Below are 25,108 nucleotides of genomic sequence, written 5' to 3' on the forward strand. Positions count from 1 at the left end.
GGGATGGCGGGGAAGGTGCCGCGTCCGGTCGCGTTCCCGCGTCGAGCGGGTTCGCCTGGAATGACCGGTTCGTGTGACGTGCGTTACCCAGCACTGTAAGGAGGGCCACCCGGCCTGAGCAGGGGGGCGTGCCGGGGCGCGCGCCGAACGCGGACGAGGAGCGTCGAGCGGTCGCCCACCGTGCGACGAACGGTCGGTTGACGCGACGAACGGTCGACGGGCGGCCCGCGCCCCGCCCCGCCTGGGGAGACGCCCCTCGGAGAGCGCGTCCGCACACCGCTGACGGCCCCGGCGGGTGGGGGCCCGCCGGGGCCGTCAGCTCGGTTCCCGTTCCTCGAACGGACGTGGATCAGTCCGGGCGCCCGCGACCACGTCGGGGCCGACGCGCCCTGCGCCCGTCGCGTCGGCGGTTGAGGTGGGCCGCGTGCACCAGGTACCGCTGGAACAGGGACTCGGCCACCGGGTTGTGGTCGCGCACGCGCATCAGCCAGTGCGGCATGACCCGCTCGTGCAGCCACAGGAAGCCGATGGTGAAGCCGAAGCTCAGCATGGCCTGGAGCGCGAGGAACGACAGGAGCGGCTCGCGCAGCGCGGGGCCGTCACCGATCACCCACGCCACCATGTGGGCGTCGAACAGTTGGGCGGCGGGGAACCCGACCAGCCAGTACAGGGCCAGCGGGGCCACCGCCCCGATCGGGAAGACCCCGCGCGCCAGCAGCACGCTGTACACGGCGCCGAGCACGGCGAGCGGGAGGCCCAGAGCCAGCCCGGCGGTGCCGGTCATGGCCAGGGGCAGCCCCGCCGCCATCCCCACTCCCGTGGCGAACAGGCCGGCGACCACGCCGATGGCCGCCCCCGGGAGCGCGACCTCCAGGTGGTTGGGCGGGGTGCCTCCCAGGCGGAGGGCGGACGTGGCGGGCATCAGTCGACCACCACCCCGAACGCGATGAGCGAGTAGAAGAGCGCCCCGAGGTAGAACACGGCGGCCAGCGCGATGATCGCGTTGGAGACGATCCCCGGGCGGATCGGCTTGGGCAGCGCGATGTTGTTCACCAGCAGCAGCACCACGCAGTACGCGCCCATCGCGAAGGCCGACAGGAAGGCCAGCACGTCCAGGATGGCCGCCGGTCCGTCCGCCGGTCCGAACAGCAGGATGACGGTGCCGAACGCGATCAGCCCCCACAGGAACATCCCGTACAGCTTCGACAGCCCGATCTTCTTGGCGCCCGGCACGAAGTTGTACGTCATGTCGGCCTGGCCGCGCGAGAAGGAGTCGAACAGGCCCAGGGTGGCGTTGATGCCGATCAACGCGATGAAGAGGAAGAACACCGTGCCGAGGACGGGGCTCCCGGCGGCGGAGAAGGCACCCGCCATCGCGTCGAGCGAGGCCTCCCGGTCGCCGTCCCGGATCAGCTGCGCCACCTGCGGGTCGAAACGGGCCGCCGACTGGGCCAGCACGGTGAAGGAGATCGTCACCAGCATGGTGATGCCCCAGAAGAGCACCAGGGCGTCGAAGGTCACCCAGCGGCGCCACCCCTTCCACTTCTCCATCTCCCTCGGGTCCGAGGTGTCGAACATGAAGCCGCGCGAGGGGACGGCCTCCTGCTCGCCCGCGTGCCGCAGGCCCCGGATCTGGGGGATGTGCGCGCCCATGCCCGCGCCCTTGTCGCGCAGGTGCAGGGTGTACCACATCTGCTGCATGCCGGAGGGTCCGGCGAAGGCGATGGCGCCGACGACGATGGGGAACCAGGCCGCCGACATGGCCTCCTCGGGGAAGTACCCGAACGAGAACATCCCGCTGATGGTGGAGGTGAGGTCGGACAGGTTGCCGACCATCGCCGCGACCACGGACGTGCCGACGACCAGCAGGCCGATGCATATGGAGAGCAGGTTCTCCAGCAGGTCGTAGATGACCTTGGCGAGGGTGAAGACCACGCCGACGAGGACCATCCCGGCCACCGCCGTGGCCTGCCAGGGGATGCCGGTCACCCGTTCGAAGGCGGAGGCTCCCGCCGAGAGGTGGCCCGGCCAGATGTACACCAGGATCGCCGTGAGGAAGAAGAACCACATCAGCGGCTTGAACACGCGTGCGGCGCCGTAGAAGATGCTCTCCCCGGTGGCCATCGCGTAGCGCGACATCTCCAGCATGACCACGGCCTGGAGGGAGACGCCGATCAGGAACAGCCAGCGGATCTCGGGTCCGAAGACCAGGACGAGGCGCGGCCACATGTAGGACTCGCCCATGCCCACGCCCAGGGCGACGAGGAACACCGTGGGGCCGAGGATGTGGATGGACGGGGGAGCCTTGGGGAGCTCCCGGATGGGCATCGGCTCCAGCTTGCCCGCCTTCCAGTACCGCTGTTCCTGCGGGGGAGCGGCGGTGGCGTCGGCCGGGGGGTCGGAGGGCGCGTCGGCGGAGGCGGTGACCGGTTCGGCGGCGGGGCCGGTCTCGGACGGGTGGGCCCGGCGCTGGGCCGGGACGTGCGGTCGCTGGGTCCCGGACGGCGCCGGGGGTTCAGAGGAGTCGGGTTCGGGGCGTGAGGAATCCAAGGCGGTACTCCGTGTGTGTGCGAATGCGAGTCGGTGGTTCGCATGTCGCCCCCGGGTGGTGCGGCACCTCCCTGATCGTGGTGGACACGTGGCTGGGGGTCACCGTGGCTGGACGTGGCTGTCCCCTGCGGTGGCCAGGGGCCCGGCGGCCTTGCGGCGGCGGCTCCAGGGGCCGCCGGGCGGGTGTGGCTCGTGTGCTCGGTGTGTGGCGAGTGGCTGGTCTCGGTCGTGTGTCGTGCTGGCCCGGCCGGGGCCGGTGGCACCGGCCGGGCATTCGGTCAGAGTAGTCCGGCGGCGCGGGCCCAGCGATACTTCGCGCCGAGAACCTTCACCGGCATCTCGGTCGTGTAGGGGTAGGCGACGATCCCGTGCTCGAACAACCGCTGGCTGGCCGCCTCGACCTCGGTGTCACCCGAGAGGGAGGCCACCACCGGCTTGTCGATCCCGGCGGCCCGGGCCTTGCTCACCACGTCGATCACCACGTCCGCGAAGACCAGCGGCGGGGTGACGATGGTGTGCCAGTAACCGAGTACCAGGGAGTGGACGCGGGGGTCCTCCAGCCCCAGGCGGATGGTCTTCTCGTAGGTGGAGGGCGGCTCGCCCCCGGTGATGTCCACCGGGTTCCCGGCCGCCCCGAACGGCGGGATGAAGGCCCGGAAGGCCTCGTCCAGGTCCGGCGGGATCTCGTACAGCGACATCCCGTTGTCGACCACGGCGTCGGAGAGCAGCACGCCCGAGCCGCCCGCACCGGTGATGATCACGATGTTCTCGCCGCCGGGCGCGGGCATGACCGGCAGGGCGCGGCCGAACTCCAGGAGTTCGGTCAGTCCGGGGGCCCGGACCACGCCCGCCTGGCGGAGGATGTCGTCGTAGACCTTGTCGTCCCCGGCCAGCGCCCCGGTGTGGGACCCGGCGGCGCGGGCCCCGGCGGAGGTCCGGCCGGCCTTGAGCACCACCACGGGCTTCTTCGGGACCACCTCGCGGGCGGCGGCCACGAACGCCCGGCCGTCCTTGAGGTCCTCCAGGTGCATGGCGACGGCGTTGGTGTTCTCGTCCTGGCCGAAGAAGGTGAGCAGGTCGTCCTCGTCGATGTCGGCCTTGTTGCCGACGCCCACGATCGCGGACACACCCGTGCGCGTGCTGCGGCTGTACCCCAGGATCGCCATGCCGATCCCGCCGGACTGCGAGGTGAGGGCGGTGCCCCCGGCCACGTCGTAGGGGGTGCAGAAGGTCGCGGACAGCTTCTCCGGCGTGTAGTAGTAGCCGTAGATGTTGGGTCCGAGGATCCGGACCCCGTGTCTGCGGGCGACGGCGAGCACCTCGTCCTGGAGCTCCTGCTCACCGGTCTCCGCGAACCCGGACGGGATGAGGATCGCGCCCGCCACCCCCTTGCGCCCGGCCTCTTCCAGGGCCCCGGCGACGAACTTCGCCGGGATCGCGAAGACCGCCACGTCCACGTCGCCGGGCACGTCGGTGATCGACCTGTACGAGGTGAGGCCGTTGACCTCGGCCGACTTCGGGTTGACGGGGTGGATGGCGCCCCGGTACCCGCCGTCCACGATGTTGCGGATCACCGAGTTGCCGATCTTGCCCTCCTCGTTGGAGGCGCCGATCACGGCGATGGAGCGCGGCTTGAAGATGCGCTCCATGGACGCCAGGATCTCCTCCCGCCCGAAGGTGCGGGGCCCCTCGGCGGGCTCGAAGTCGAGGACGAACCGGAGGTCGGCGGCGACGGCCCCGGACGCGGAGGCGAACACGGGGTTGAGGTCGGCCTCCGCGATCTCCGGGAAGTCCGTGACCAGCTCGGACAGGCGCACCAGGAGGTCGGCCAGGGCCTCCCGGTCCACCGCCTCGGCGCCCCGGACCCCGTCCAGGACCTCGGCGGCCCGGATGTCGCCCACCTGGGTGAGCGCCTCCTCCCGGCTGACCGGGGCCAGACGGAAGGAGACGTCCTTGAGGACCTCCACCAGGACGCCGCCCAGCCCGAACACCACGACCTTGCCGAACGTGGGGTCGGTGGTGGCGCCGACCAGGACCTCCAGACCGCCCTGGACCATCTGCTGGATCTGTACGCCGTCGACGCGCGCGTCGGGGTCGTGGGCGCGGGCGTTGGCGGTGACGCGCTCGTAGGCCGCGGCGACCTCCTCGGCGCTGTTCAGTCCGATCTCCACGCCGCCCGCGTCGGTCTTGTGCAGGATGTCGGGGGAGACGATCTTGGCGGCCACGGGGAGGCCGAGTTCGGTGGCCAGGGCGGCGGCCTCCTCGGCGCTGCGGGCCAGCGCCTCGCCGGGGACGGGGATGCCGTAGGCCTCCGCGAGGAGGCGGCCCTCGGGGGCGGTGAGCGCGGTCCGGCCCTCGGCGCGGGCCCGGTCGAGGACCTCGCGGACCGGGGAGGGGTCGCGGTCGGAACGTTCGGGGGTGAAGACGGCCATGCGCTCAGATCACTCCGTTCGATGAGAGCTCCGCCAGTTCCTCGGGGGTCAGGCCCAGCTCGTCGCGGTAGATGTCGGGGTTGTGCTCACCGAGCAGGGGGGACCGGCTGACGTCCACCGAGGAGTCGGAGAGGCGGATGGGCGAGGCCACGGTGTGGTAGCTGCCGCGCTCGGGGTGGTCGACCTCGGTGACCACGCCGTTCTCCCTCAGGGTGGGGTCCTCGATGATCTCCCGGGTGGACATGATCGGCCCGCACGGGATGTTGTGTTCGTTGAGCGCGGAGAGCACGTCCCACTTGGGCAGTTCCCCGGACCACTCCTCGATCAGGGCGAAGGCCTTGTCGAGCTTGTCCAGCCGGGCCTCGGGGGTGGCCCACTCGGGGTCCTCGGCCAGCTCGGGGCGGCCGATGAGCCGGGCGATGGGCGCCCAGCCCGCGGGCTGGATGATCACGTACACGTAGTCGTTGGGTCCGCCGGGCGCCGTGCGCACGGCCCAGCCGGGCTGTCCGCCGCCGGAGGCGTTGCCGGAGCGGGGGACCTCGTCGGTGAAGTCGTCGTTGGGGTACTCGGAGAGCGGGCCGTGGGCGAGCCGCTGCTGGTCGCGCAGCTTGACCCGGCACAGGTTGAGCACCGCGTCCTGCATGGCGACCTGGACGCGCTGGCCCCGGCCGGTGTGCACCCGCTGGTAGAGCGCGGCCAGGATACCGGCCACTGTATGCATTCCCGTGCCCGAGTCACCGATCTGCGCGCCCGTGGCCAGCGGCGGGCCGTCCTCGAACCCGGTGGTGCTCATGGAGCCGCCCATGGCCTGGGCGATCACCTCGTAGGCCTTGAAGTCGGCGTACGCGCCCGGGCCGAACCCCTTGATCGACGCGTAGACCAGCCGCGGGTTGGCCTCCGCGAGCACCTCCCAGGTGAACCCCATCCGGTCCAGGGCGCCCGGCGCGAAGTTCTCCACCAGCACGTCGCTGCGGCGCACCAGGTCGAGGAAGATCCGTTTGCCCTCGGGGCTCTTGGTGTTGAGGGTGATGCTCCGCTTGTTGGAGTTGAGCATCGTGAAGTACAGGCTGTCCACGCCGGGGCGGTCCCGGAGCTGGCGCCGGGTGATGTCGCCCGAGGGCGCCTCCAGCTTGACGACGTCGGCGCCCATCCACGCGAGGATCTGGGTCGCGGACGGTCCCGACTGGACGTGGGTCATGTCCAGGACGCGGACCCCGTCGAGTGCCTTGCCCATGACTCTCCTTCCGGGCTACTTGTACATCGTTTGGTTCATGGTCCCCGGGGCGTACACCTCGGGGTCGATCCAGACGTTGATCAGGGAGGGCTTGCCGGACTCGCGGGCGCGGAGCAGGGCCGGGCCGATCTCGGCCGGGTCGTGGACCTCCTCGCCGTACCCGCCGAGCATCTTCGCGAACTCCGAGTAGCGGACGTCGCCCAGGGTGTTGCCGAGCTCGCCCCGGTCCGCGCCGTACTTGGCGATCTGGCCGTAGCGGATCTGGTTCATCGAGGAGTTGTTGCCGACGATCCCCACGAAGGGCAGGTCGAAGCGGACCAGGGTCTCGAAGTCCCAGCCGGTGAGGCTGAAGGCGCCGTCTCCGAAGAGCGCGACCACCTCCTTGTCCGGGCGGGCGTACTTGGCCGCCATCACGAACGGGATGCCGACGCCGAGCGTGCCGAGCGGCCCCGGGTCCAGCCAGTGGCCCGGTGACTTCGGCTGGACCACCTGGCCGGAGAAGGTGACGATGTCGCCGCCGTCGCCCACGTACACGGAGTCCTCGGTGAGGAACTGGTTGATCTCGTTGACCAGGCGGTAGGGGTGGATCGGGGTGGAGTCCGAGGTCAGCAGGTGCGCGCGCTTGTCGAGTGCGGCCTGCTCCTGGGTGCGCAGCTCCTCCAGCCAGCCCTTGCGGCCCTGCGCCCCGGTGTCGCCGTAGCCGGAGACGGCCTGGAGCGCGGAGGACAGGATGACGTCGGCGTCGCCCACGATGCCGAGGTCGATGTCGCGGTTCTTGCCGACGGTGGCGTAGTTGAGGTCGATCTGCACCACGGTGGCGTCGGGGGAGAGGCGCTTGCCGTAGCCCATCCGGAAGTCGAACGGCGTGCCGACGATGATGATGAGGTCCGAGTTGCTGAAGGCGTAGCGCCGGGAGAGCTGGAAGTGGTGCGGGTCGCCGGGCGGGAGGGTGCCGCGTCCGGCGCCGTTCATGTAGGCCGGGATGTTGAGGGCGCGGACCAGTTCGACGGCGGAGTCGGTGGCCCGGGTGGTCCACACCTGGTTGCCGAGCAGGATGCTGGGCCGCTCGGAGCGCACGATCAGCTCCGCGAGGCGCTCGACGGCGGCCGGGTCGCCCGCCTGGCGAGTGGAGGCCCGGTAGTGCCCGGCGGCGGGCACGCGCGCCCGCTCCACGGGGACCTTGGCGTCCAGCACGTCGCGGGGGATCTCCAGGAAGGACGGGCCGGGGGCGCCGTTGTTGGCCTCGCGGAAGGCCATGGAGACGAGGTCGGCCACGCGTTCGGTGTGCGGGACGGTGGCCGCGAACTTGGAGATCGGGTTGATCATGTCCACGTGCGGCAGGTCCTGGAGCGAGCCCATCTTGTGCTGGCTGAGGGCGCCCTGGCCGCCGATGACCAGCATCGGGCTCTCGGCGCGGTAGGCGTTGGCGATGCCGGTGACCGCGTCCGTGGTGCCGGGGCCCGCCGTCACCACCGCGCAGCCGGGTTTGCCGGTGATCCGGGCGTAGCCGTCGGCGGCGTGCGCGGCGACCTGCTCGTGCCGGACGTCGATCACGTCGATGCCCTCGTCGGCACAGCCGTCGTAGATGTCGATGATGTGGCCGCCGCAGAGCGTGAAGACGACGTCGACCCCCTCGGCCTTGAGGGCCTTGGCGACCAGGTGGCCGCCGGAGATCGTGCTGCTGTCGCTGTTCGTTTCGGTGGGTACCTTGCCTTCGGCCATCGGTGCGACGACCCCTTTCGTGCTGAGGGTACGGAGCGTGTGATCACGTGAAGATCGGATACTGTATACCGTGTGCATCACATTGGAACACTCCGGCGCCGCGCTGTCCAGACCCCGGGGGGCCGACTTGTCCCGGCCCCCGGAGGGAGCGTCCGGATCGGCAGGGGGCGGCGCAGGCGTGCGGCCAGGAGGGCGGCCACGGCTGTGAGCAGGCCGGAGGCGGCCAGGGCGACGGTGTGCGAGGAGTCCGGGGCCAGGGTGAGGAGCGCGATCGCGCCGCCCACGCCGAGCAGTCCGCCGACCGCCTTGGAGCCGTGGACCAGCCCCGCGAGGTCGGCCGAACGGGCGGGGTCGTCCTCCTGGGCGCGGAACCGGCCGGACCCGCTGACCCGCACCGTGTCGTGGTGCTGGCCGGTGCCACGGTGCTGGCCCCTGCCGAAGTGCCCCTCCGTGATCGCCCGGGTCAGCGGGTAACAGGAACCGGTGCCCGCACCCACCACGAGGACGGCGGCGAGCAGGAGCGGCAGGGGGCCGTCCGGGGCGGACGCGGCCAGGGCCGCCTGCCCGAGCGCGGTCGCGGCCAGCAGCGCGGTGAGGGTCCGGCGCCGTCCGGCGCGTTCGGCCGCTCCGCTCGCCGCGAGCCGCCCGACCCCGCTGCCCAGGGCGAACGCCGTGACGGCCGCCGCGATCTCCGCCGGATCTCGACCGAGGCCCGACAGGAGCGGTGGGAGCACCACCAGGGTGAACAGCCCGACCGTCCCGGACAGCGCCACGATCGTGTGCAGGGCGTGCAGGGAGCGCCCGCTCGCCCAGGCCTGGCCCGCGCTGAAGTCACGCGCGGCCGGCGGGTCGGCGCCGCGCCGCAGGGCCGCCGCGCGGGGGTCGCTCCCCGGGGGCCACCAGTACGCGGGGGCGCCGCGCTGGCCGACGCCGCCCGCCGCACCCAGGACCAGCACGGCCAACGCGAGCGCCGTGGCCGCGGGGCCGGGGTCTCCGGAGGGCGGCCCCAGGGCGAGCGCGGGCAGCAGCGGCACCGCGCCCAGGGCGAAGGCCCCGCCCACGGCGCCCAGGCGCACGGTGGGACGGTCCGGGAACCAGCCGCCCACCAGGTCCACACAGGAGTGGTAGACCAGCCCCGCGCCCACGCCGCCGAGCAGCCCGTACCCCGCCACGGCGGTCAGCGGGTCCGTGGCGTGCCCGACCGTGTACACGGCCACGGCACACAGCGCGGCCCCGACACAGATCGCCGCGCCCGGGCGGAGCAGCCCCCGGGTCCGGAGCAGGCGCGGCACCGGGGCGAGGCAGCCCTGGACGAGGGCCCAGACCAGGAACGGCGTCAGCGCCTGGGCCGGGGTCCAGCCGTGAGCGGCCGTCAGGAGGGGCACGGCCGCGCCGTAGCCGAACTGGAGGACGCCCACCGCCCCGACCGCGAGCAGGGCGCGGGCCAGCAGCACGGAGCGGGGCGCTCCGGTGAGCCGACGCGCGGAGGGGCCGACGGTGTAGCGCCTGCCCCGCCAGTCGTGCACCTCGGCGGCCTCCGACGCGGGGGCGGGCGGTGGCTCCGGCTCCGCCGGGGCGGGTCGGGGCGGTGGTCCGGGCAGATGGCGGGGGAACATGGCGACCTCCTTGTATGCAGTATGCAAAGTCCCGGAGGGCTTGTGAAGAGGCATCCCGACAACAATGCCTATTGAATACTGCATACAATGTGGAGTATCACTGGAAGGGGGCGACGAGCGGACGGAGGAGGAGCGTTGGATCTCCACGAGTACGAGGCCAAACAGATCTTCGGTGAGTACGGGGTCGCGCTGGTCGAGGGCGAGATCGCCGACACCCCCGAACGGGTGGCGGCGGTGGCCGGACGCCTCGGCCGGAGGGTCGTGGTGAAGGCCCAGGTCAAGACCGGTGGGCGCGGGAAGGCCGGAGGCGTGCGGGTGGCCGAGGGGCCCGCTGACGCCCGGGCCAGGGCCGAGGAGATCCTCGGCATGGACATCAGGGGTCACACGGTTCACCGCGTCCTCGTCGAGGAGGCGAGCGACATCGCGGAGGAGTACTACTTCTCCTTCCTGCTCGACCGCGCCCACCGCGAGTTCCTCTCCATCTGCTCGGCGCGGGGCGGCATGGAGATCGAGGAGGTCGCCGCCGCCGAGCCCGACGCGGTCGTGCGCACCCCGGTCGGCTCCCGGGGAGTGGGCCGGGAGGAGGCGCTGGGCATCTGCGCCGCCGCCGGGCTGCCCGAGGAGGTCCGGGACCGGGCCGCCACGGCCATCGCCGCCCTGTGGGAGGTCATGGTGGGCGAGGACGCCACCCTGGTGGAGGTGAACCCGCTGGTCCGCACCGCCGACGGCCGGGTGGTCGCCCTCGACGGCAAGGTCACCCTGGACGACAACGCCGCCTACCGGCACCCCGAGCGGACCCCCTTCTCCCACGGCGCGGGGACCGACGAACGCGAACTCCGCGCCCGGGAACGGGGCCTGAACTACGTGCGGCTCGACGGCGAGGTCGGCGTCATCGGCAACGGCGCCGGACTGGTGATGTCCACCCTGGACGTGGTCGCGCACGCCGGGGAGGAGCACGGCGGCGTGCGCCCCGCCAACTTCCTCGACATCGGCGGCGGTGCCTCCGCCGAGGTCATGGCCAACGGCCTCGACGTGATCCTCGGGGACCCGGCCGTCCGGAGCGTGCTCGTCAACGTCTTCGGCGGGATCACCGCCTGCGACGCCGTGGCCAACGGCGTCGTCCAGGCCCTCGAACTCCTGGAGAGCCGGGGCGAGGACGTCGGCAAGCCGCTGGTCGTGCGCCTGGACGGCAACAACGCCGAGCAGGGGCGCCAGATCCTCACCGCCCGCGCCCACCCGGCCGTGCGCCAGGCGGACACGATGGACGGCGCCGCCCGGCTCGCCGCCGAACTCGCCGCGCGGAACTGACCGCCCCCTTCGACAGGAGAAACCCCCATGGCCATCTTTCTGAACAGGGACAGCAGGGTGCTCGTCCAGGGCATGACCGGCGCCGAGGGCACCAGGCACACCCGGCGCATGCTCGCGTCCGGCACCAACGTCGTTGGTGGCGTGAACCCGCGCAAGGCCGGGCAGGGCGTCCACTTCGACGGCACCGAGGTGCCCGTCTTCGGCTCCGTGGCGGAGGGCGTCAAGGCCACCGGCGCGGACGTCACCGTGGTCTTCGTGCCGCCCCGCTTCACCCGGGACGCGGTGGAGGAGGCGGTCGACGCGGAGATCGGTCTGGCCGTCGTCATCACCGAGGGCGTCCCGGTCCACGACACCGCCGCCTTCTGGCGCCTGGCCACCGAGCGCGGCAACCGCACCAGGATCATCGGCCCCAACTGCCCCGGCCTCATCAGCCCGGGACAGTCCAACGCGGGCATCATCCCGGCCGACATCACCCAACCGGGCCGGATCGGCCTGGTCTCGAAGTCGGGCACGCTCACCTACCAGCTCATGTACGAGCTACGGGACCTCGGCTTCTCCACGGCGGTGGGGATCGGCGGCGACCCGATCATCGGCACCACGCACATCGACGCCCTGGCGGCCTTCGAGGCCGACCCGGACACCGATCTGATCGTGATGATCGGTGAGATCGGCGGCGACGCCGAGGAGCGCGCCGCCGCGTACGTCCGGGAACACGTCACCAAGCCCGTGGTCGGCTACGTGGCGGGCTTCACCGCCCCGGAGGGCAGGACCATGGGCCACGCCGGGGCGATCGTCTCCGGCTCCTCGGGTACGGCCGCCGCCAAGAAGGAGGCCCTGGAGGCGGCCGGGGTGCGGGTCGGCCGGACCCCGAGCGAGACCGCCCGCCTCACCCGGGAACTCCTGGGCTGAGACGGCCGGTCGGATCGACCGGACACCGCGACGGGGCGGCGGCCGGTGCCGCCGCCCCGGGTGGGCCGGTATCGGACCTGGTTGGTGCGGGGGGCTGGAACGCGCCAACCAGGTCCGCGTCTACCGTTCCGGAGGGCGCGTCGCCCCTGGGGCCGCCGAGGACGCGAGCGCCCTCTCCAGGAGAACGCGATGCCTTCCGGTGTAGACGTTCATGGAGCTGCCGCGCAGGAAGCCGACGAGCGTCATGCCCGCCTCCGTGGCCAGGTCGACAGCGAGGGACGAGGGGGCCGAGACGGCGGCCATCATGGGGATGCCCGCCATCCACGCCTTCTGGACCAGCTCGAAGGAGGCGCGCCCCGACACCATGAGCACGGTCTCGCTCAGCGGGAGGCGGTCGGAGCGCAGGGCCCAGCCGACCAGCTTGTCGACCGCGTTGTGCCGCCCCACGTCCTCGCGCACGGCCAGCAGCTCGCCGTCGGCGGTGAACAGCCCGGCGGCGTGCAGGCCGCCCGTGCGGTCGAACACCCGCTGGGCCTCACGCAGCCGGTCCGGGAGGACGGTGAGGGTGGGCACGTCGATCCGCAGGCCGTCGTCGGCCACCGGCCACCGCGCCTTGGTGCGCACGGCGTCCAGGCTGGCCTTGCCGCAGAGCCCGCACGAGGAGGAGGTGTAGAAGTTGCGCTCCAGCGAGGTGTCGGGGAGCGCCACCCCCGGGGCCAGGGACACGTCCAGCACGTTGTAGGTGTTGGACCCGTCCGCGGTGGCCCCCGCGCAGTACCGGATGGCGGTGACCTCGGGCCCCTCGGAGACCACCCCCTCGCTCACCAGGAACCCGGCGGCGAGGTCGAAGTCGCTCCCGGGGGTCCGCATGGTGATGCTCAACGGGGCGCCGTCCAGCCTGATCTCCAGCGGCTCCTCCACCACGAGGGTGTCGACGCGTTCGCTCTCGACTCCCTCCCTGATACGGAGGACCTTCTCACGGGCGGTCACCCGTCCCATTCCCCACCACCGCCTTCCGGTGCCCGAGTGCGTTTACTGGTCTACTCTTCCCGACATTCGGTGTCGAGGGGACGAAGCGTCAAATCGGCGTATGGAGGACAGGCGGCCCGGAGAGACCCCGGTCACCGCCCCGGGCCTCAGCCGTCGCCGCGCCGCTGTACGTGCTGGAAGCCGAACCTGCCCTTGATACAGAGGTTTCCGTGCGTCACCGGGTTGTCGTGCGGCGAGGTCACCTTCACGATCTCGTTCTCCTGGACGTGCAGGGTGACGTTGCACCCGACCCCGCAGTAGGTGCAGACCGTGGTCGTCTCGGTCTGGCTCTCCTCGTCCCAGGTGCCCGCCGCGCGCATGTCGAACTCCGTGGCGAACGACAGCGCCCCGGTCGGGCAGACCTCGATGCAGTTCCCGCAGTACACACAGGCCGAGTCGGGGAGCTCCACGTCGTGTTCGGTGGAGATGCGGGCGTCGAACCCGCGCCCGGCCACCCCGATCGCGAAGGTGTTCTGCCACTGGTCGCCGCAGGCGTCCACGCACTTGTAGCACATGATGCACTTCGAGTAGTCGCGCACGTAGAGGTCGTTGTCGACCTTGGGGGGCTGCTCGACCGTGGCGGCCTCCGCGCCGTCGCCGGGCTCGTGCTCGCCCGCGCGCCGGGCGTCGCGGACGCCGAGCGCCGCCGGTTCGGCCCGGGGGCCGAACCGCTCCGGCTCCGCCTCGTAGCGGTCCATCCACCCGGCGACCTTCGGGGTGGTGGACAGGTCCACCGAGGAGCCCAGCAGTTCGAGGACCACCTTCCGGCTGTGCCGCACCCGCTCGGAGTCGGTGGCCACGCTCATGCCCTCCTCCAGCTTGCGGGAGCAGGCCGGGGCGAGGGTGCGGGCGCCCTCCACCTCCACCACGCACACGCGGCAGGCGTTGCGGGGGGTGAGCGTGTCGCCGTGGCAGAGGGTGGGCACCTCGGTGCCCTCGGCGGCGCAGGCCTCCAGGACGGTGGTGCCCTCCGGCACGCGGACGGTCGCGCCGTCGATGGTCGCGTCGATCAGGCGTCGGGGGGTGGGCAGGAGTACGGGGACGGTCATCGGGCCTCCTCGGTCGCAGCCCGGTCGCCCGGGGCTGGGGTGTGCGGGTCGGTGATCCGTGGGCTGTCGGGGGCCGGGGAGCCGGTGCCGTCGGACTCGGAGTAGAGGCCGAGCCGGTCGATCGCGGACTCCACGGCGTTCCACGCGGTCTGGCCCAGGCCGCAGATGGAGGCGTCCCGCATGGCCAGGCCGACCTCCCGGAGCAGCGGCAGCTCCTGGGCGGGGGAGGCGCCGGAGCGCAGCCGCAGCAGCGACTCCTCCTGGCGGACCGTGCCCACCCGGCAGGGCACGCACTGTCCGCAGGACTCGTCCCGGAAGAAGGCGGCCACGCGCGCCAGGGTCGCGCCGAGGTCGGCGGTGTCGTCCAGGACCAGCACCACGCCCGAACCCAGCGAGGTCCCGGCGGCCCGCGCCCCCTCGAAGGTCAGCGGGATGTCCAGCTCGTCGCCCCGGACGAAGGTCCCGGCCGCCCCGCCCAGGAGCACGGCGCGGATGGACCGCCCCTCGGGCATCCCGCCCGCGGCCTCGACGAGGTCGCCCAGGGTGGCCCCGAAGGGCAGTTCGTACAGGCCGGGGCGGCGCACGCCGCCGGACACGCAGAACAGTTTGGGCCCGGTGGAGCCCTTCGTTCCCACAGCGGCGTACGCCGGACCGCCCATGAGGAGCACGGGGAGCACGTTGACCAGGGTCTCCACGTTGTTGACCGTGGTCGGCTTGCCGAACAGGCCCTTCTCCACGGGGAAGGGCGGCTTGGTGCGGGGCTCGCCGCGCTGTCCCTCGATGGAGCCGAAGATGGCGGTCTCCTCGCCGCAGATGTAGGCGCCCGCGCCGCGCCGGATCTCGATGTCGAAGGAGAAGCCGGACCCCAGGACGTCGGGTCCGAGCAGTCCGCGCTCCCGGGCCTGGGAGAGGGCGTTCTCCAGGTGGCGCAGCGCGCGCGGGTACTCGCCCCGGATGTAGAGGTAGCCGGTGCGGGCGCCGATCGCGTACCCGGCGACGGTCATGGCCTCGACCACGGAGAAGGGGTCGCCCTCCATGAGGACCCGGTCCTTGAAGGTGCCGGGCTCGCTCTCGTCGGCGTTGCACACCAGGTAGTGCGGGGTGTCCGGCTGCTGGGCGGTGGCGCTCCACTTGCGGCCGGTGGGGAAGGCGGCACCGCCCCGGCCGACCAGCCCGGAGTCGGTGACCTCGCGGATCACCCCGGCGGGGCCGAGGCGCAGGGCCTCGCGGAGCGCCGCGTACCCGCCCGCCGCGCGGTAGTCGTCGAGGCTGAGGGGGTCCACGCGGCCGATCCGGCTCAGCAGGACGTGGTCGGGGGAACCGGCGTCGGGGACCGCGGCCGCCGGGTCGGGTTCGGGGGCGCCGCCGAGGAGGGGGTCGGCGGCGTAGGTGGTGGTGCCGGGGCGGTGGCTGTCGGGGGAGTGCCCGTTGACGGCGTCGACGGCGCCGACCGGGGCCGGCGGGTCGGCGTTCGCTGAGCCGTTGGCGGTGCCGTCGGGACCGGTGGTGTCGTCCCCGGAGCCGGTCGCGGACTCCGGCTCCGTGGGCGGGGCCTCGGCGAGGGAGTCGAGGGCGTCGGGGGTCGCGGGGGCGGCGACGGCGTACCGCGCGGGGCTCCCCGCTTCGAGGGCGAGCGCCGCCGGGGCGCGCTCGCACATCCCCAGGCAGGGGCTCTCGTGCCAGGTGGTGCCGGGGGCCCCGGCGTCGTCGGAGTGGCCGCCGGGCGGGCCCAGGCGGGCGGCCAGGCGCTCGCGGAGCGCGCCCGAACCGGAGGCGGCGCAGGCGATGTCGGTGCACAGGTGCACGACTCGGCGGGGGCGCTCGTGCAGGGCGAACATCGCGTAGAAGGAGGCCACCGCGTAGGCCTCGGCCGGGGGGACGGTGAGCCTGCGGCAGATGTGGTTGAGCGCGCCCCGGCTGATCCAGCCCACGCGGTCGTTGACGGCGTGCAGGGCGGGCAGGAGCAGGTCGCGCTGGTCGCGTGCGGCGTGCCCGCCACGTGCGTAGCGCAGGTCGGAGTCCTGACGGGTCCCGCCCTCCCAGCCGGACGCGGGCGCCCCCAGGAGCGTGTCGACGGCGTCGCGTTCGGCGTCGGTGGCCACCTCGTCCAGAAGTCGCAGGTCCACGCCCGGATCACCTCAATCGTGTGTAGGACAGATCACAGGATTCTGTATACAGAAGACAGTAAGAGTGGTCCTCCGGAATGACAACCCTGGTTCCCGAGTGGGTTCGTGAGGGTGGGGGTCCTACGGGCACCCCGGACGGGCCGTCCCACCGGGGACGGCCCGCCTCGGCACGCGGGTCTCAGCCCGGCACCTGGTCGGGAACCTCCCGTCGCCGCTCCGGAGGACGCGGCCCCACCCGCTCGATCCGCACCGCGGCCGCCTTGTACTCGGCGGTCCCGGCGATCGGATCGGTGGCGTCGATGGTGAGCAGCTGCGTGTCCACCTGGTGCGGGAAGTGGAAGGTCATGAACACCAGCCCCGGCCGCATGGACGCGGTGACCGACGCCGGGACCAGCACCGAACCGCGCCGCGAGGTCACCCGGACCGTCTCGCCGTCCTCGATCCCCAGCTTGGCGGCGTCCTCCGGGGACAGGTCCAGCAGTTCGCCCCGGCGCAGCGGCGAGGAGAAGCCCGAGGTCTGCACGCCGGTGTTGTAGTCGTCCAGGCGGCGTCCGGTGGTGAGCCGGAACGGGAAGTCCTCGTCCAGCAGGTCCACCGGCGGCGAGTGGCCGACGATCCCGAACGGCGCGGGCTCGCCCCGCTCGCGCGGGTCCTTCGACCACAGCCGGGAGTGCAGGTAGCTGGGCTCCAGCGTGTCCTCCGAGTAGCAGGGCCACTGGATGCCGTCGTGCTCGGCCAGGCGCGCGTAGCTCATGCCCCGGTGCATGGGGGACAGCGAGCGCACCTCGTCCCAGATCTCCTCCGCCGAGGGGCGTTCCCAGTCGTGTCCGAGCCGGGTCGCCAGCGCGCACATGATCTCGATGTCGTCCCTGGCGCCCTCCGGCGGGTCCAGGGCCTTGCGGACCAGCTGCACCCGCCGCTCGCTGTTGGTGAAGGTGCCGTCCGACTCGCACCAGGCGGCGCTGGCGGGGAGGACGACGTCCGCGAGCTCGGCGGTGCGGGTGAGGAAGATGTCCTGGACCACCAGGTGGTCCAGGGCCCGCAGTCGGGCGGTGGTCTTGTGCGTCTCGGGCTCGGACTGGACGGGGTTCTCACCGATGACGTAGAGGGTCTTCAGCTCCCCCTCCTCCATCGCCTCGAACATCTGGGTGAGGTTCAGGCCCTTGCGGCCCTGGATGGAGCGGCCCCAGGCGCGCTCGAACGGGGCCCGGACCTCCGCGTCCAGGATGTCCTGGAACCCGGCGAGGCGGTCGGGGATGGCGCCCATGTCGCCGCCGCCCTGCACGTTGTTCTGGCCGCGCAGCGGGTTGAGCCCGGACCCGTGCCGCCCGACGTGCCCGGTGAGCAGGGACAGGTTGATCAGCGCGCGGACGTTGTCGGTGGCGTTGTGGTGTTCGGTGATGCCGAGGGTCCAGCACAGCTGGGCGCGTTCGGCGCGGGCGTAGGCGTGGGCGAGCTCCCGGATGGCCTCGGCGGGGACGCCGGTCTCGGCCTCGGCGGCGGCGAGCGTCCACGGTTCCACCAGCGCGCGGTACTCGTCGAGCCCGCTGGTGGCGCGTTCGACGAAGGACTCGTTGGCCAGTCCGGCGTGCAGGATCTCCCGGCCCACGGCGTGCGCGAGCGGGATGTCCGTGCCCACGTTGAGCCCGAACCAGCGGTCGGCCCACTCGGCGGTGGGGGTGCGGCGGGGGTCCACGACGAAGAGCCGGGCCCCGTTGCGCACGCCCTTGAGGACGTGCTGGAAGAAGATCGGGTGGGCGAAGCGGGGGTTGCCGCCCCAGACGACGATGAGGTCGGTGTCCTCGATCTCCGCGTAGGAGGAGGTGCCGCCGCCGGAGCCGAAGGCGGCGGACAGGCCCGCGACGCTGGGCGCGTGGCAGGTGCGGTTGCAGGAGTCGACGTTGTTGGTGCCGACGACGACGCGGGTGAACTTCTGCGCGACGAAGTTCATCTCGTTGGTGGCCCTGGCGCAGGAGAGCATGCCGAAGGAGTCGGGTCCGTGGCGTTCGACGCCCGCCCGGAAGCCGGCGGCCGCGCGGTCGAGGGCCTCCTCCCACGTGGCCGGTCGGAGTTCTCCGTGTTCGCGGACGAGGGGTCGGGTGAGTCGGTCGAGGGGGTTGGAGTGGTCTGCGGAACGGCGCATGTGGCCTCGCTCGGGGTTCGTGGCCTCAAAGGGAATACTGTATGCAATGTTGGAGGAACGGGCAATGGTGCGGGGCCGGGCGCTAGGCGAGGGCGGGTTCGGAGACCCGCCGGTTGAGCAGACCGGCCACGGCGTCGACCGCGCGCAGCGTGGGCGCCGGGGCGCCGGTGAGGTCGGCCAGCTCGACCACGGCGGACAGGATCACGTCCAGTTCCATCGGACGGCCGCGTTCGAGGTCGTGCAGGGTGGAGGTGCGGTGGTCCCCGGTCCGCTCCGCGCCCGCGAGCCTGCGCTCCACGGAGACGTCCGTGCGCACGCCCAGTCGGGCCGCCACGTCCAGGGTCTCGTTCATCATGGTGCGGGCCAGGTCGCGGGTGGAGCGGTGGCGGCAGATCTGGGCCATGGTCGAGCGGGTGAGCGCGCTCAGCGGATTGAAGACGATGTTGCCCATGAGCTTCACCCAGACGTCCACGCGGAGGTCGGGTTCGACCGGGCACCGGAGCCCGCCCGCCGTCATCGCCTCGGAGAGGTCGCGGCAGCGGCGGGAGTCGGAGCGGTCCGGCTCGCCAATGGAGAACCGGGTGCCCTCGATGTGCCGGACCACGCCCGGTTCCACGATCTCCGTGGCCGCGTAGACCACGCAGCCGACGGCGCGTTCGACCGGGATGGCGCGGCTGACCGCCCCGGCCGGGTCCACGCTCTCGATCCGGTGGCCCGCGAGCGGCCCCTCGACGCCGTGGAAGTACCACCAGGGGATGCCGTTCTGCGCGGCGACCACGGCGGTCGCCGGGCCGAGGAGGGGGCGCAGCAGCGGACCGCAGTCGGCGTAGTGCTGGGCCTTGAGGCCGAGCAGGACGGCGTCCACGGGGCCGACCTCGGTCGGGTCGTCCGTGGCGTGCGGGCGTGCGGTGAAGTCGCCACGGGGACTGAGGACCCGGACGCCGCGCTCGCGCAGGGCGCGCAGGTGGGCGCCCCGGGCGATGAGGTGGACGTCCGCTCCGCCGCGGTGCAGGGCGGCCCCCGCGTAGGCGCCGATGGCTCCGGCGCCCAGGATGGCGATGCGCATGAGGACTCCTTCCTATTCCATACTGTATACAGTATGCTCGATCGCATCCGTCCCCTCACCACGGCAGGGAGAGAAGGAATGCCCGACTCGGGTGCCTGGGAAACTTCTCCGCTTCTTCGTGACCGCCGCCCGTCCGGAACCCACGCGCCCACCCCCTGGCCCCGGGCCCGCGAGCTGGCCCGGGAGGTCGGTGAGGCGGGTGGGGCGCGGGCCGTGGACGTGCCCCTGGCCGACGCCCGGGGAGCGACCCTGGGCGCGGACCTCGTCTCCGCCATCGACGTCCCCGCCCTGGACAGCGCCGCCATGGACGGGTACGCCGTCTGCGGTGCGGGCCCCTGGCTCGTACTCGGTCGGTCGCTCGCCGGTCACCGGGGGCCGGTCGTCCGCCTGAAGCCGGGAGAGGCGGTGGAGACCGCCACGGGCGCCGTGGTGCCGGACGGCACCACCGCCGTCCTCCCCCACGAGGACGCCACGGCAGCGTCCGGACGGCCCGCCCCGCTTCTGGGCGGCGAGGTGGCGCCCGGGCGGCACCTCCGGCGCCGGGGCGAGACCACCCTGGCCGGGACGGTGGCCGCGCGCGCGGGCAGCCCGGTCACCCCCGCGCTCCTGGGGCTGGCCGCCAGTCTGGGCCGTGACACCCTCCGGGTGCTGCGCCCGCGCGTGCGCGTCCTGGTCACCGGGGACGAGGTGGTGTACACGGGGGTGCCGCGCCCGGGTGCCGTCCGCGACGCCATCGGCCCGGTCCTGCCCGGGCTGGTGGCCTGGGCGGGCGGGCACGGCGAACCCGGAGTCGCGGTGCCCGACCGCGCCGGGGCCCTGGAGGAGCGGCTGGACTCCGTGGTGGGGACGGACACCGTGGCGGTCTGCGGCTCCTCCTCGGCGGGCCCCGCCGACCACCTGCGCACGGCGCTGACCGCACTCGGCGCCAGGTTCGTGGTCGACGGTGTGGCCTGCCGACCCGGCCACCCGCAACTGCTCGCCGTCCTGCCCTCGGGGGCCGTGGTCGTGGGACTGCCGGGCAACCCCGGGGCCGCCCTCGCCGCCGCCCTCACCCTGCTGGTGCCCGTGCTCAGCGGACGGGCCGGTCGGCGGGACCCCGCGCACACGGGACGGCGGGTCCGGCTGGTCGGGGACGTGCGCCCGCACCCCCGCGACACCCGGCTGGTCCCGGTGCGGGTCAGCCGCGACCTCGCGGTGGAACTGCCCGCGAGCGGTTCCGCCGACCTGCGCGCCGTCGCCGTGGCCGACGCCCTCGCGGTGGTTCCGCCCGGCCGGGCCCCCGGCCGCGTCGAACTCGTCGGGGTGCCAGCGTGACCCACGCGCGCGACGGACTTCGTACACTGTCTACAACGACCCTGACCGTGCAGCCGGACACTGGAGACTCCTCATGCCCTCGGAGGGATTGAACGCCGTCGCGGGACGCATCCAGCGCCCGGTTCCGCTGCGCGAGGCCGTCTACGAGGCCATTCTCGACCTCATCACCACGCGTGCGCTCTCCCCGGGCCAGCACCTGGTGGAGACCGAGCTGGCACGCACCCTGGGGGTCTCGCGCCAGCCGGTCCGCGAGGCCATGCAGCGGCTCAGCAACGAGGGGTGGGTGGACCTGCGGCCCGGCTACGGGGCGTTCGTGCACACCCCCACCGAGAGCGAGGCGGACCAGCTCCTGGCCGTGCGCGCCATGCTGGAGGCCGAGTCCGCCCGGCTCGCCGCCGAGCACGCCTCCACGGAACAGATCGGCCGCCTGCGCGAGCTGGTCTCCACCGGCCGCGCCGCCGCCGAGCGCGCCGACACCGACGCCGTGGTCAAGGCCAACGCCGACTTCCACCGCGCCGTCACGGAGGCCTCCGGCAACCGGGTGCTCACCGAACTCGCCGCCCAGGTGGACCGCCGGGTCCGCTGGTACTACGCCCCGGTGGCCCGGATCCGGGGCTCCGCCTCCTGGGACGAGCACGAGCAGCTGGTCGAGGTCATCGAGCGCGGCGACACGGACCGGGCCCGCGCACTCATGAGCGAGCACACCGAGCGCACCCGCCGCACCTACCACGAGGAAGTCGACGGCACCCGGCCCTGACCCCGTGGTGACACGTCTGACCACCCACCCTGGAAGCACCACCCCGCACGGGTGGTTGTAGGTTGCGAGTACCTGAGACTCCGGACGAGGGGCGCCGTACCCGGTCAAGACAAGACGGCGCGGACCACAGCTCGCACGTCTGGGAGGTAACAGGTCATGGCCTGGATCGTTCTCGTGATCTCCGGTCTTCTCGAAACCGCGTGGGCCGCCGCGCTCCACTCCTCACAGGGCTTCACCCGTCTGTGGCCCTCGGTGATCTTCGGTGTCACCCTCGCCCTGAGCATGGCCGGTCTGGCCTTCGCCCTGCGCACCATTCCCCTCGGTACCGGTTACGCCGTCTGGGTGTCCATCGGTGTCGTCGGTACGGCGCTCATCGGCATGTTCGTCCTCGGTGAGGGCTTCAGCGTGCCCAAGGCCCTGTGCCTGCTCGCCATCGTCGCGGGCGTCGTCGGCCTGAAGGTCCTCCACTAGCCACCCGTCCGCCCGGGTTCGGTGCCCGGGCGGACGCCTCACGCGGTGTTACTGTGCCAGCATGACTGTCGGATCCGTCGCCCAGTGGGTCGTGAACGCCGTCGACCCGCTCGCCCTCGCCCGCTTCTGGGCCTTCGTGCTCGGTGGGGAGGTCGAGGCCCAGTCGGACGGCTGGGCCGTTCTCCACGGAGCCGCGGGACAGCCCCGGCTGGCGTTCCAGCCGACCGAGGAGGCCAAGGCCCGCCCCAACCGCGTCCACGCCGACGTGGTCGTCGACGACCTCTCCGCGTCCGTCCGTTCCGTCGTGGAGCAGGGCGCCACCACCGTGGGGCAGGTGGTCACCGACGAGGAGGGCTCGTTCCAGGTTCTGCGTGACCCCGAGGGCAACGAGTTCTGCCTGGTCAAGCCGTCCGCTGATGATGCGTAGTACCGGTTCAGCCTGATCCCTCGTAGCTCCATGAACGGCCGGTGCCCCGATACTCCTCCACGGGGATGGGCCGTAGACCTTCGGGCATGCGGATTCGATATACCACTCCGTGAAGGTGGTCCACCTCGTGGGCGACGAGACGGGCCATGGCGTCGGTGAACACGGTGATCACAGTGCCGCCGTCGGGCTGCGTGTGCTCGATCTCGACGCTTCGTGGGCGTGGCACCAGTCCGCGTACGTCGAAGAAGCTCAGACAGCCCTCGTACTGGGTGTCCGACTCCGTTGAGGTGTCGATGACACGCGGGTTGAGCAGGACCACGGGTGCGGCGTCCGGGTCGGGAGGCAGGACGATCGCGGCGGACCTCGTGATTCCGATCTGTGGCGCGGCCAGGCCCATGCCCTTCCCGAAGTGGTGATGGTCCCGCACCCGCTGAATCGCGCGGTGGAGATGGTCGACCACTTCTTCGGCTTCGGCCGACTCCTGGGGCAGATCGAACGGCGCTGCCGGGTTGTCCAACGCTGGGTGGCCCTCTTGGACGATTCCGGCCGCGACCATCCGATCGCTGGCCTTCCGCAGCGAGGGACGTGTGTGTACGGGCTCTTGACCCGTTCGCCACCGCCACTCCAAGCGGTACCTGGCGCCTATCGGGGGGCCGTCGGTATGCCAGGAGAAGCGCACACGCTCTGACTGCTCCGCCCTGTGTATGGGAGAGCGTAGAGGGACCGCCTCGGCGGTGGTGGAAGTTTCGGTGCCCCAGGCCGAAGGGGTGAGTTCGGCAGGAAAGTCCAGCTCCACACTGACCGCACGAGTCGGCAGCCGCACCGCTCGTTGGAACCACTGGCCCCACTGGTCCTCGCTGACGATGTACGAGTATTCGAGAGTCGCGCTCTGCCCCGGGTAGAGCGGGAACATCCCCGCCTCGTTCTCGAACCTGAGCCACACCTCCTTGAAGGAGTCCCGGTCGTGCTTGGCGGTCCAACGCATCGGTTCCCCGTCACAGGAGGCGGTAAGGCGAAGGCCCTCCCAAGTGAGGGGATGGTTCCGATACAGCTCGTTGGACCGTTTGGGCTGCCCGGGTACCGGTCCACGCTGATGCGGACCAGATACCGGCTCACCGGCTCGTCCCCGCCGTTCACCACACGCCGACGCATCCGCGCCGTGTAGATCCCGTCCTGGAAGCGGAGTTCGGCGTGGTCCGTGTCGACGAACAGTCCACCAGAGCCAGCGGAGCTTGCGGTGGGACCGGATTCGTCCCGCCATATCCGCCACAGCTCGCCCCCGGTCGAGAGCCTCCGTTCCGCGAGCCGTACGAAACCCTCGCTGGCCGGGTAGCGGCCCGCCTCGATGTGACTCAGGTAGGAGGGGTCAAATCCCATCACTTGGGCGAGGGCCCTCTTCGTCAGCCCGCGGTGTGTGCGCCAGTGTGTGAGCGCGGCCGGAAAGCCGCCGGGGGTGGACATGGAGTCGATTATGACGGACCGATGACGTGAGTACCTGAGTGAATCCGAACTGAATCGCGCTCACTCTGGTCTCACCTCGCCTTTCCGCGTTCCCATGTGGTTACCGATGGCGGAGGGTTACCTCTCCACCACCACAACGAGGAATGTGAGAGGAGGAGCAGTCATGGAAGACCCTTCCGAGATGGACGATCTCGTCGTGGACATGGGGGACACCGCTGAACTCACGCTCGGCGGTAGGAAGAGCGCCAACGAGAACAAGCGCGAGGTCTACAACTAGTGGCCCTCGCAAGGGGCGTTCGGAGGGGTTCCTTCGAACGCCCTGGTGGCCGAGAGGATGCCCGATGAGGTGGTTTGGGGGACATGAAGGTCCCGCCACTGTTCCCCGGTCCCGGCCGGACATCGTCTCGACCTGGCGCCTTCGGGGCACCGGCGAACCCTCCCGACTTGGCGACCTCGCAGGATTCCAGGGGCTCCTCACGCTCACAACCTTCGTAGCGCTCTCGAAGGTGCCGTTCATGTTCGTCTGGCCGCCGCGGGCACCGTCACGTCGGATTTCTCCGGCGGTTTCGACTCGACCGCGCTCGCACTGGTTGCCGCTCACCAACAGGGGAGTTTTCCTGTGGTCACCGGCCATCCCGCAGGTGTCACGACCGGTGGCGACCTGGACTATGCTCACGCCGCTGCCGAGAGTGGTGGAATCAGCAGGTACTTCCTTCCTTGCGGACCCAACGAGGTCCCGTACCAGAACTTCGCGGACATCCCCGCGAGTGACGAACCAGCTCCTTCGACCGTCACGTTCGCGTTCTTTCGCCACCAACTCGCATGGCTCAGCCGCTTTGGCAGTGCTCTCCACATGACCGGGGACGGGGGCGACAACCTCTTCACCACCCCTTTGGAGATCGTGAACGACCTGATGAGCCAAGGCGACATCCGCCGTGCCATGCAAGAAACCGCCCAATGGGCGCAGCTCCGCAACACGTCGTTCGTTCACGTATGGCGCTCGATCCGATCTCAGCAGGGGTTGGTCGAGCCACTGCCCGCCTGGTTCACGAACGAGGCCCATCACCGAAGTCGGAGTCCGGCCCCTGCCTCCCTGCCAGGGATCTCCACGGGTACGGCGGTTGGTGACCACATTCTTCACGCCATGAGCGAGATCGGGCGGAGCGCCCATTCCGATGTTCAGGTGGCCAGAGCCACGGGGGTTGAGCTGCACAACCCTTACACCGATTCCCACCTGATCGACACATACCTGAGAATCCCGGTCCGCGCTCTACCGAGCCCTGTCCGTTACAAGCCCGTCCTCGCTCAGGCTATGAGCGACCTGTTTCCTCCGAGCCTTCTCGCTCGGACGACCAAGGGTGATGCGACATCCGATCACTACTGCGGGCTGCGTGACGCCCTCCCGGACCTGTTCGGACTCATGGACGGGCGCCTTCACGAACTCGGCCTCATCGACCTTCCCGCCCTGCGCCGAGCACTCTCCCAGGCAGCAGC

At 71.8% G+C, this 25,108-nt stretch carries 19 protein-coding genes, 2 pseudogenes and 1 riboswitch; of the genes and pseudogenes, 8 read left to right on the forward strand and 13 right to left on the reverse strand.

Annotation, left to right across the window (positions count from 1 at the left end; translation table 11 throughout):
- Positions 1-349 precede the first annotated feature (349 nt).
- From AC0VYM_RS03815 to AC0VYM_RS03840, 6 genes are all read right to left on the reverse strand, one after another.
- Positions 350-922 (reverse strand): hypothetical protein, encoded by a 573-nt coding sequence (locus AC0VYM_RS03815; RefSeq protein ID WP_475458998.1) that lies wholly within the window; start codon positions 920-922, stop codon positions 350-352.
- Positions 922-2,550, reverse strand: a complete 1,629-nt coding sequence (locus AC0VYM_RS03820) for an Nramp family divalent metal transporter (protein ID WP_475459001.1) — start codon at positions 2,548-2,550, stop codon at positions 922-924. The genes AC0VYM_RS03815 and AC0VYM_RS03820 overlap by 1 nt, the downstream gene beginning before the upstream one ends.
- Before the next feature lie 278 nt (positions 2,551-2,828).
- Entirely contained in the window at positions 2,829-4,982 is a 2,154-nt protein-coding gene (locus AC0VYM_RS03825; RefSeq protein ID WP_475459004.1) for an acetate--CoA ligase family protein, read from the reverse strand.
- Positions 4,983-4,986: 4 nt separating this feature from the next.
- On the reverse strand, positions 4,987-6,216 hold the full coding sequence (gene frc / locus AC0VYM_RS03830; RefSeq protein ID WP_475459006.1) for a formyl-CoA transferase: 1,230 nt from the start codon (positions 6,214-6,216) through the stop codon (positions 4,987-4,989).
- 15 nt (positions 6,217-6,231) lie between these two features.
- On the reverse strand, positions 6,232-7,938 hold the full coding sequence (locus tag AC0VYM_RS03835; RefSeq protein WP_475459009.1) for a thiamine pyrophosphate-binding protein: 1,707 nt from the start codon (positions 7,936-7,938) through the stop codon (positions 6,232-6,234).
- Positions 7,939-8,015: 77 nt separating this feature from the next.
- Positions 8,016-9,554, reverse strand: coding sequence for an MFS transporter (locus AC0VYM_RS03840; protein ID WP_475459011.1), 1,539 nt, complete (start codon positions 9,552-9,554; stop codon positions 8,016-8,018).
- A gap of 135 nt (positions 9,555-9,689) precedes the next feature.
- Between AC0VYM_RS03840 and sucC the strand changes: the two genes are divergently transcribed.
- Together sucC and sucD are read left to right on the forward strand one after the other, a co-directional pair.
- Complete coding sequence (sucC, locus tag AC0VYM_RS03845; RefSeq protein WP_475459013.1) at positions 9,690-10,862, forward strand: ADP-forming succinate--CoA ligase subunit beta; 1,173 nt, start codon at positions 9,690-9,692, stop codon at positions 10,860-10,862.
- Between the two features lie 27 nt (positions 10,863-10,889).
- Positions 10,890-11,771: a succinate--CoA ligase subunit alpha gene (gene sucD, locus AC0VYM_RS03850; protein WP_475459015.1), complete on the forward strand. Its 882-nt coding sequence runs from the start codon at positions 10,890-10,892 to the stop codon at positions 11,769-11,771.
- Between the two features lie 120 nt (positions 11,772-11,891).
- On the opposite strand, the gene fdhD is transcribed toward sucD, so the two are convergent.
- The 5 genes from fdhD to AC0VYM_RS03875 all read right to left on the reverse strand — a co-directional run bounded on the left by fdhD (position 11,892) and on the right by AC0VYM_RS03875 (position 19,184).
- Complete coding sequence (fdhD, locus tag AC0VYM_RS03855; RefSeq protein WP_475459017.1) at positions 11,892-12,770, reverse strand: formate dehydrogenase accessory sulfurtransferase FdhD; 879 nt, start codon at positions 12,768-12,770, stop codon at positions 11,892-11,894.
- Positions 12,771-12,907: 137 nt separating this feature from the next.
- A complete protein-coding gene (locus AC0VYM_RS03860; protein WP_475459018.1) occupies positions 12,908-13,849 on the reverse strand; it encodes a 2Fe-2S iron-sulfur cluster-binding protein in 942 nt (313 codons plus the stop codon).
- Positions 13,846-15,975 carry an NAD(P)H-dependent oxidoreductase subunit E gene (locus AC0VYM_RS03865; RefSeq protein WP_475459021.1) on the reverse strand — a complete coding sequence of 710 codons (2,130 nt, stop codon included), beginning with the start codon at positions 15,973-15,975 and terminating at the stop codon, positions 13,846-13,848. Before AC0VYM_RS03865 ends, AC0VYM_RS03860 begins: the two co-directional genes overlap by 4 nt.
- Positions 15,976-16,153: 178 nt before the next feature.
- Positions 16,154-18,118, reverse strand: a complete 1,965-nt coding sequence (locus AC0VYM_RS03870; protein ID WP_475459023.1) for a molybdopterin oxidoreductase family protein — start codon at positions 18,116-18,118, stop codon at positions 16,154-16,156.
- Between the two features lie 82 nt (positions 18,119-18,200).
- Positions 18,201-19,184, reverse strand: a complete 984-nt coding sequence (locus AC0VYM_RS03875) for a 2-dehydropantoate 2-reductase (protein WP_475459025.1) — start codon at positions 19,182-19,184, stop codon at positions 18,201-18,203.
- Positions 19,185-19,262: 78 nt separating this feature from the next.
- Here AC0VYM_RS03875 and AC0VYM_RS03880 point away from each other — a divergent pair, with 78 nt between their 5' ends.
- From AC0VYM_RS03880 to AC0VYM_RS03895, 4 genes are all read left to right on the forward strand, one after another.
- Positions 19,263-20,498, forward strand: coding sequence for a molybdopterin molybdotransferase MoeA (locus tag AC0VYM_RS03880; RefSeq protein ID WP_475459027.1), 1,236 nt, complete (start codon positions 19,263-19,265; stop codon positions 20,496-20,498).
- Between the two features lie 73 nt (positions 20,499-20,571).
- Positions 20,572-21,255, forward strand: coding sequence for a GntR family transcriptional regulator (locus tag AC0VYM_RS03885; RefSeq protein ID WP_475459030.1), 684 nt, complete (start codon positions 20,572-20,574; stop codon positions 21,253-21,255).
- Between the two features lie 57 nt (positions 21,256-21,312).
- A riboswitch (guanidine-III (ykkC-III) riboswitch) is annotated at positions 21,313-21,379 on the forward strand.
- Positions 21,380-21,411: 32 nt separating this feature from the next.
- Positions 21,412-21,726, forward strand: coding sequence for a DMT family transporter (locus tag AC0VYM_RS03890; RefSeq protein WP_475459032.1), 315 nt, complete (start codon positions 21,412-21,414; stop codon positions 21,724-21,726).
- Positions 21,727-21,787: 61 nt separating this feature from the next.
- Entirely contained in the window at positions 21,788-22,153 is a 366-nt protein-coding gene (locus tag AC0VYM_RS03895; RefSeq protein WP_475459035.1) for a VOC family protein, read from the forward strand.
- 7 nt (positions 22,154-22,160) lie between these two features.
- On the opposite strand, the gene AC0VYM_RS03900 is transcribed toward AC0VYM_RS03895, so the two are convergent.
- Positions 22,161-23,138, reverse strand: coding sequence for a peptide deformylase (locus AC0VYM_RS03900; RefSeq protein WP_475459037.1), 978 nt, complete (start codon positions 23,136-23,138; stop codon positions 22,161-22,163).
- Between the two features lie 371 nt (positions 23,139-23,509).
- Positions 23,510-23,614 (reverse strand): annotated as a pseudogene (locus AC0VYM_RS03905) (hypothetical protein); the annotation flags it as partial.
- Positions 23,615-23,777: 163 nt separating this feature from the next.
- Here AC0VYM_RS03905 and AC0VYM_RS03910 point away from each other — a divergent pair.
- Entirely contained in the window at positions 23,778-23,891 is a 114-nt protein-coding gene (locus AC0VYM_RS03910) for an albusnodin family lasso peptide (RefSeq protein ID WP_475459040.1), read from the forward strand.
- 132 nt (positions 23,892-24,023) lie between these two features.
- A pseudogene (locus AC0VYM_RS03915) lies at positions 24,024-25,070 on the forward strand (albusnodin/ikarugamycin family macrolactam cyclase); the annotation flags it as partial.
- Between the last annotated feature and the right edge of the window lie 38 nt (positions 25,071-25,108).

It is taken from the genome of Nocardiopsis sp. iso_237 (assembly GCF_056173345.1).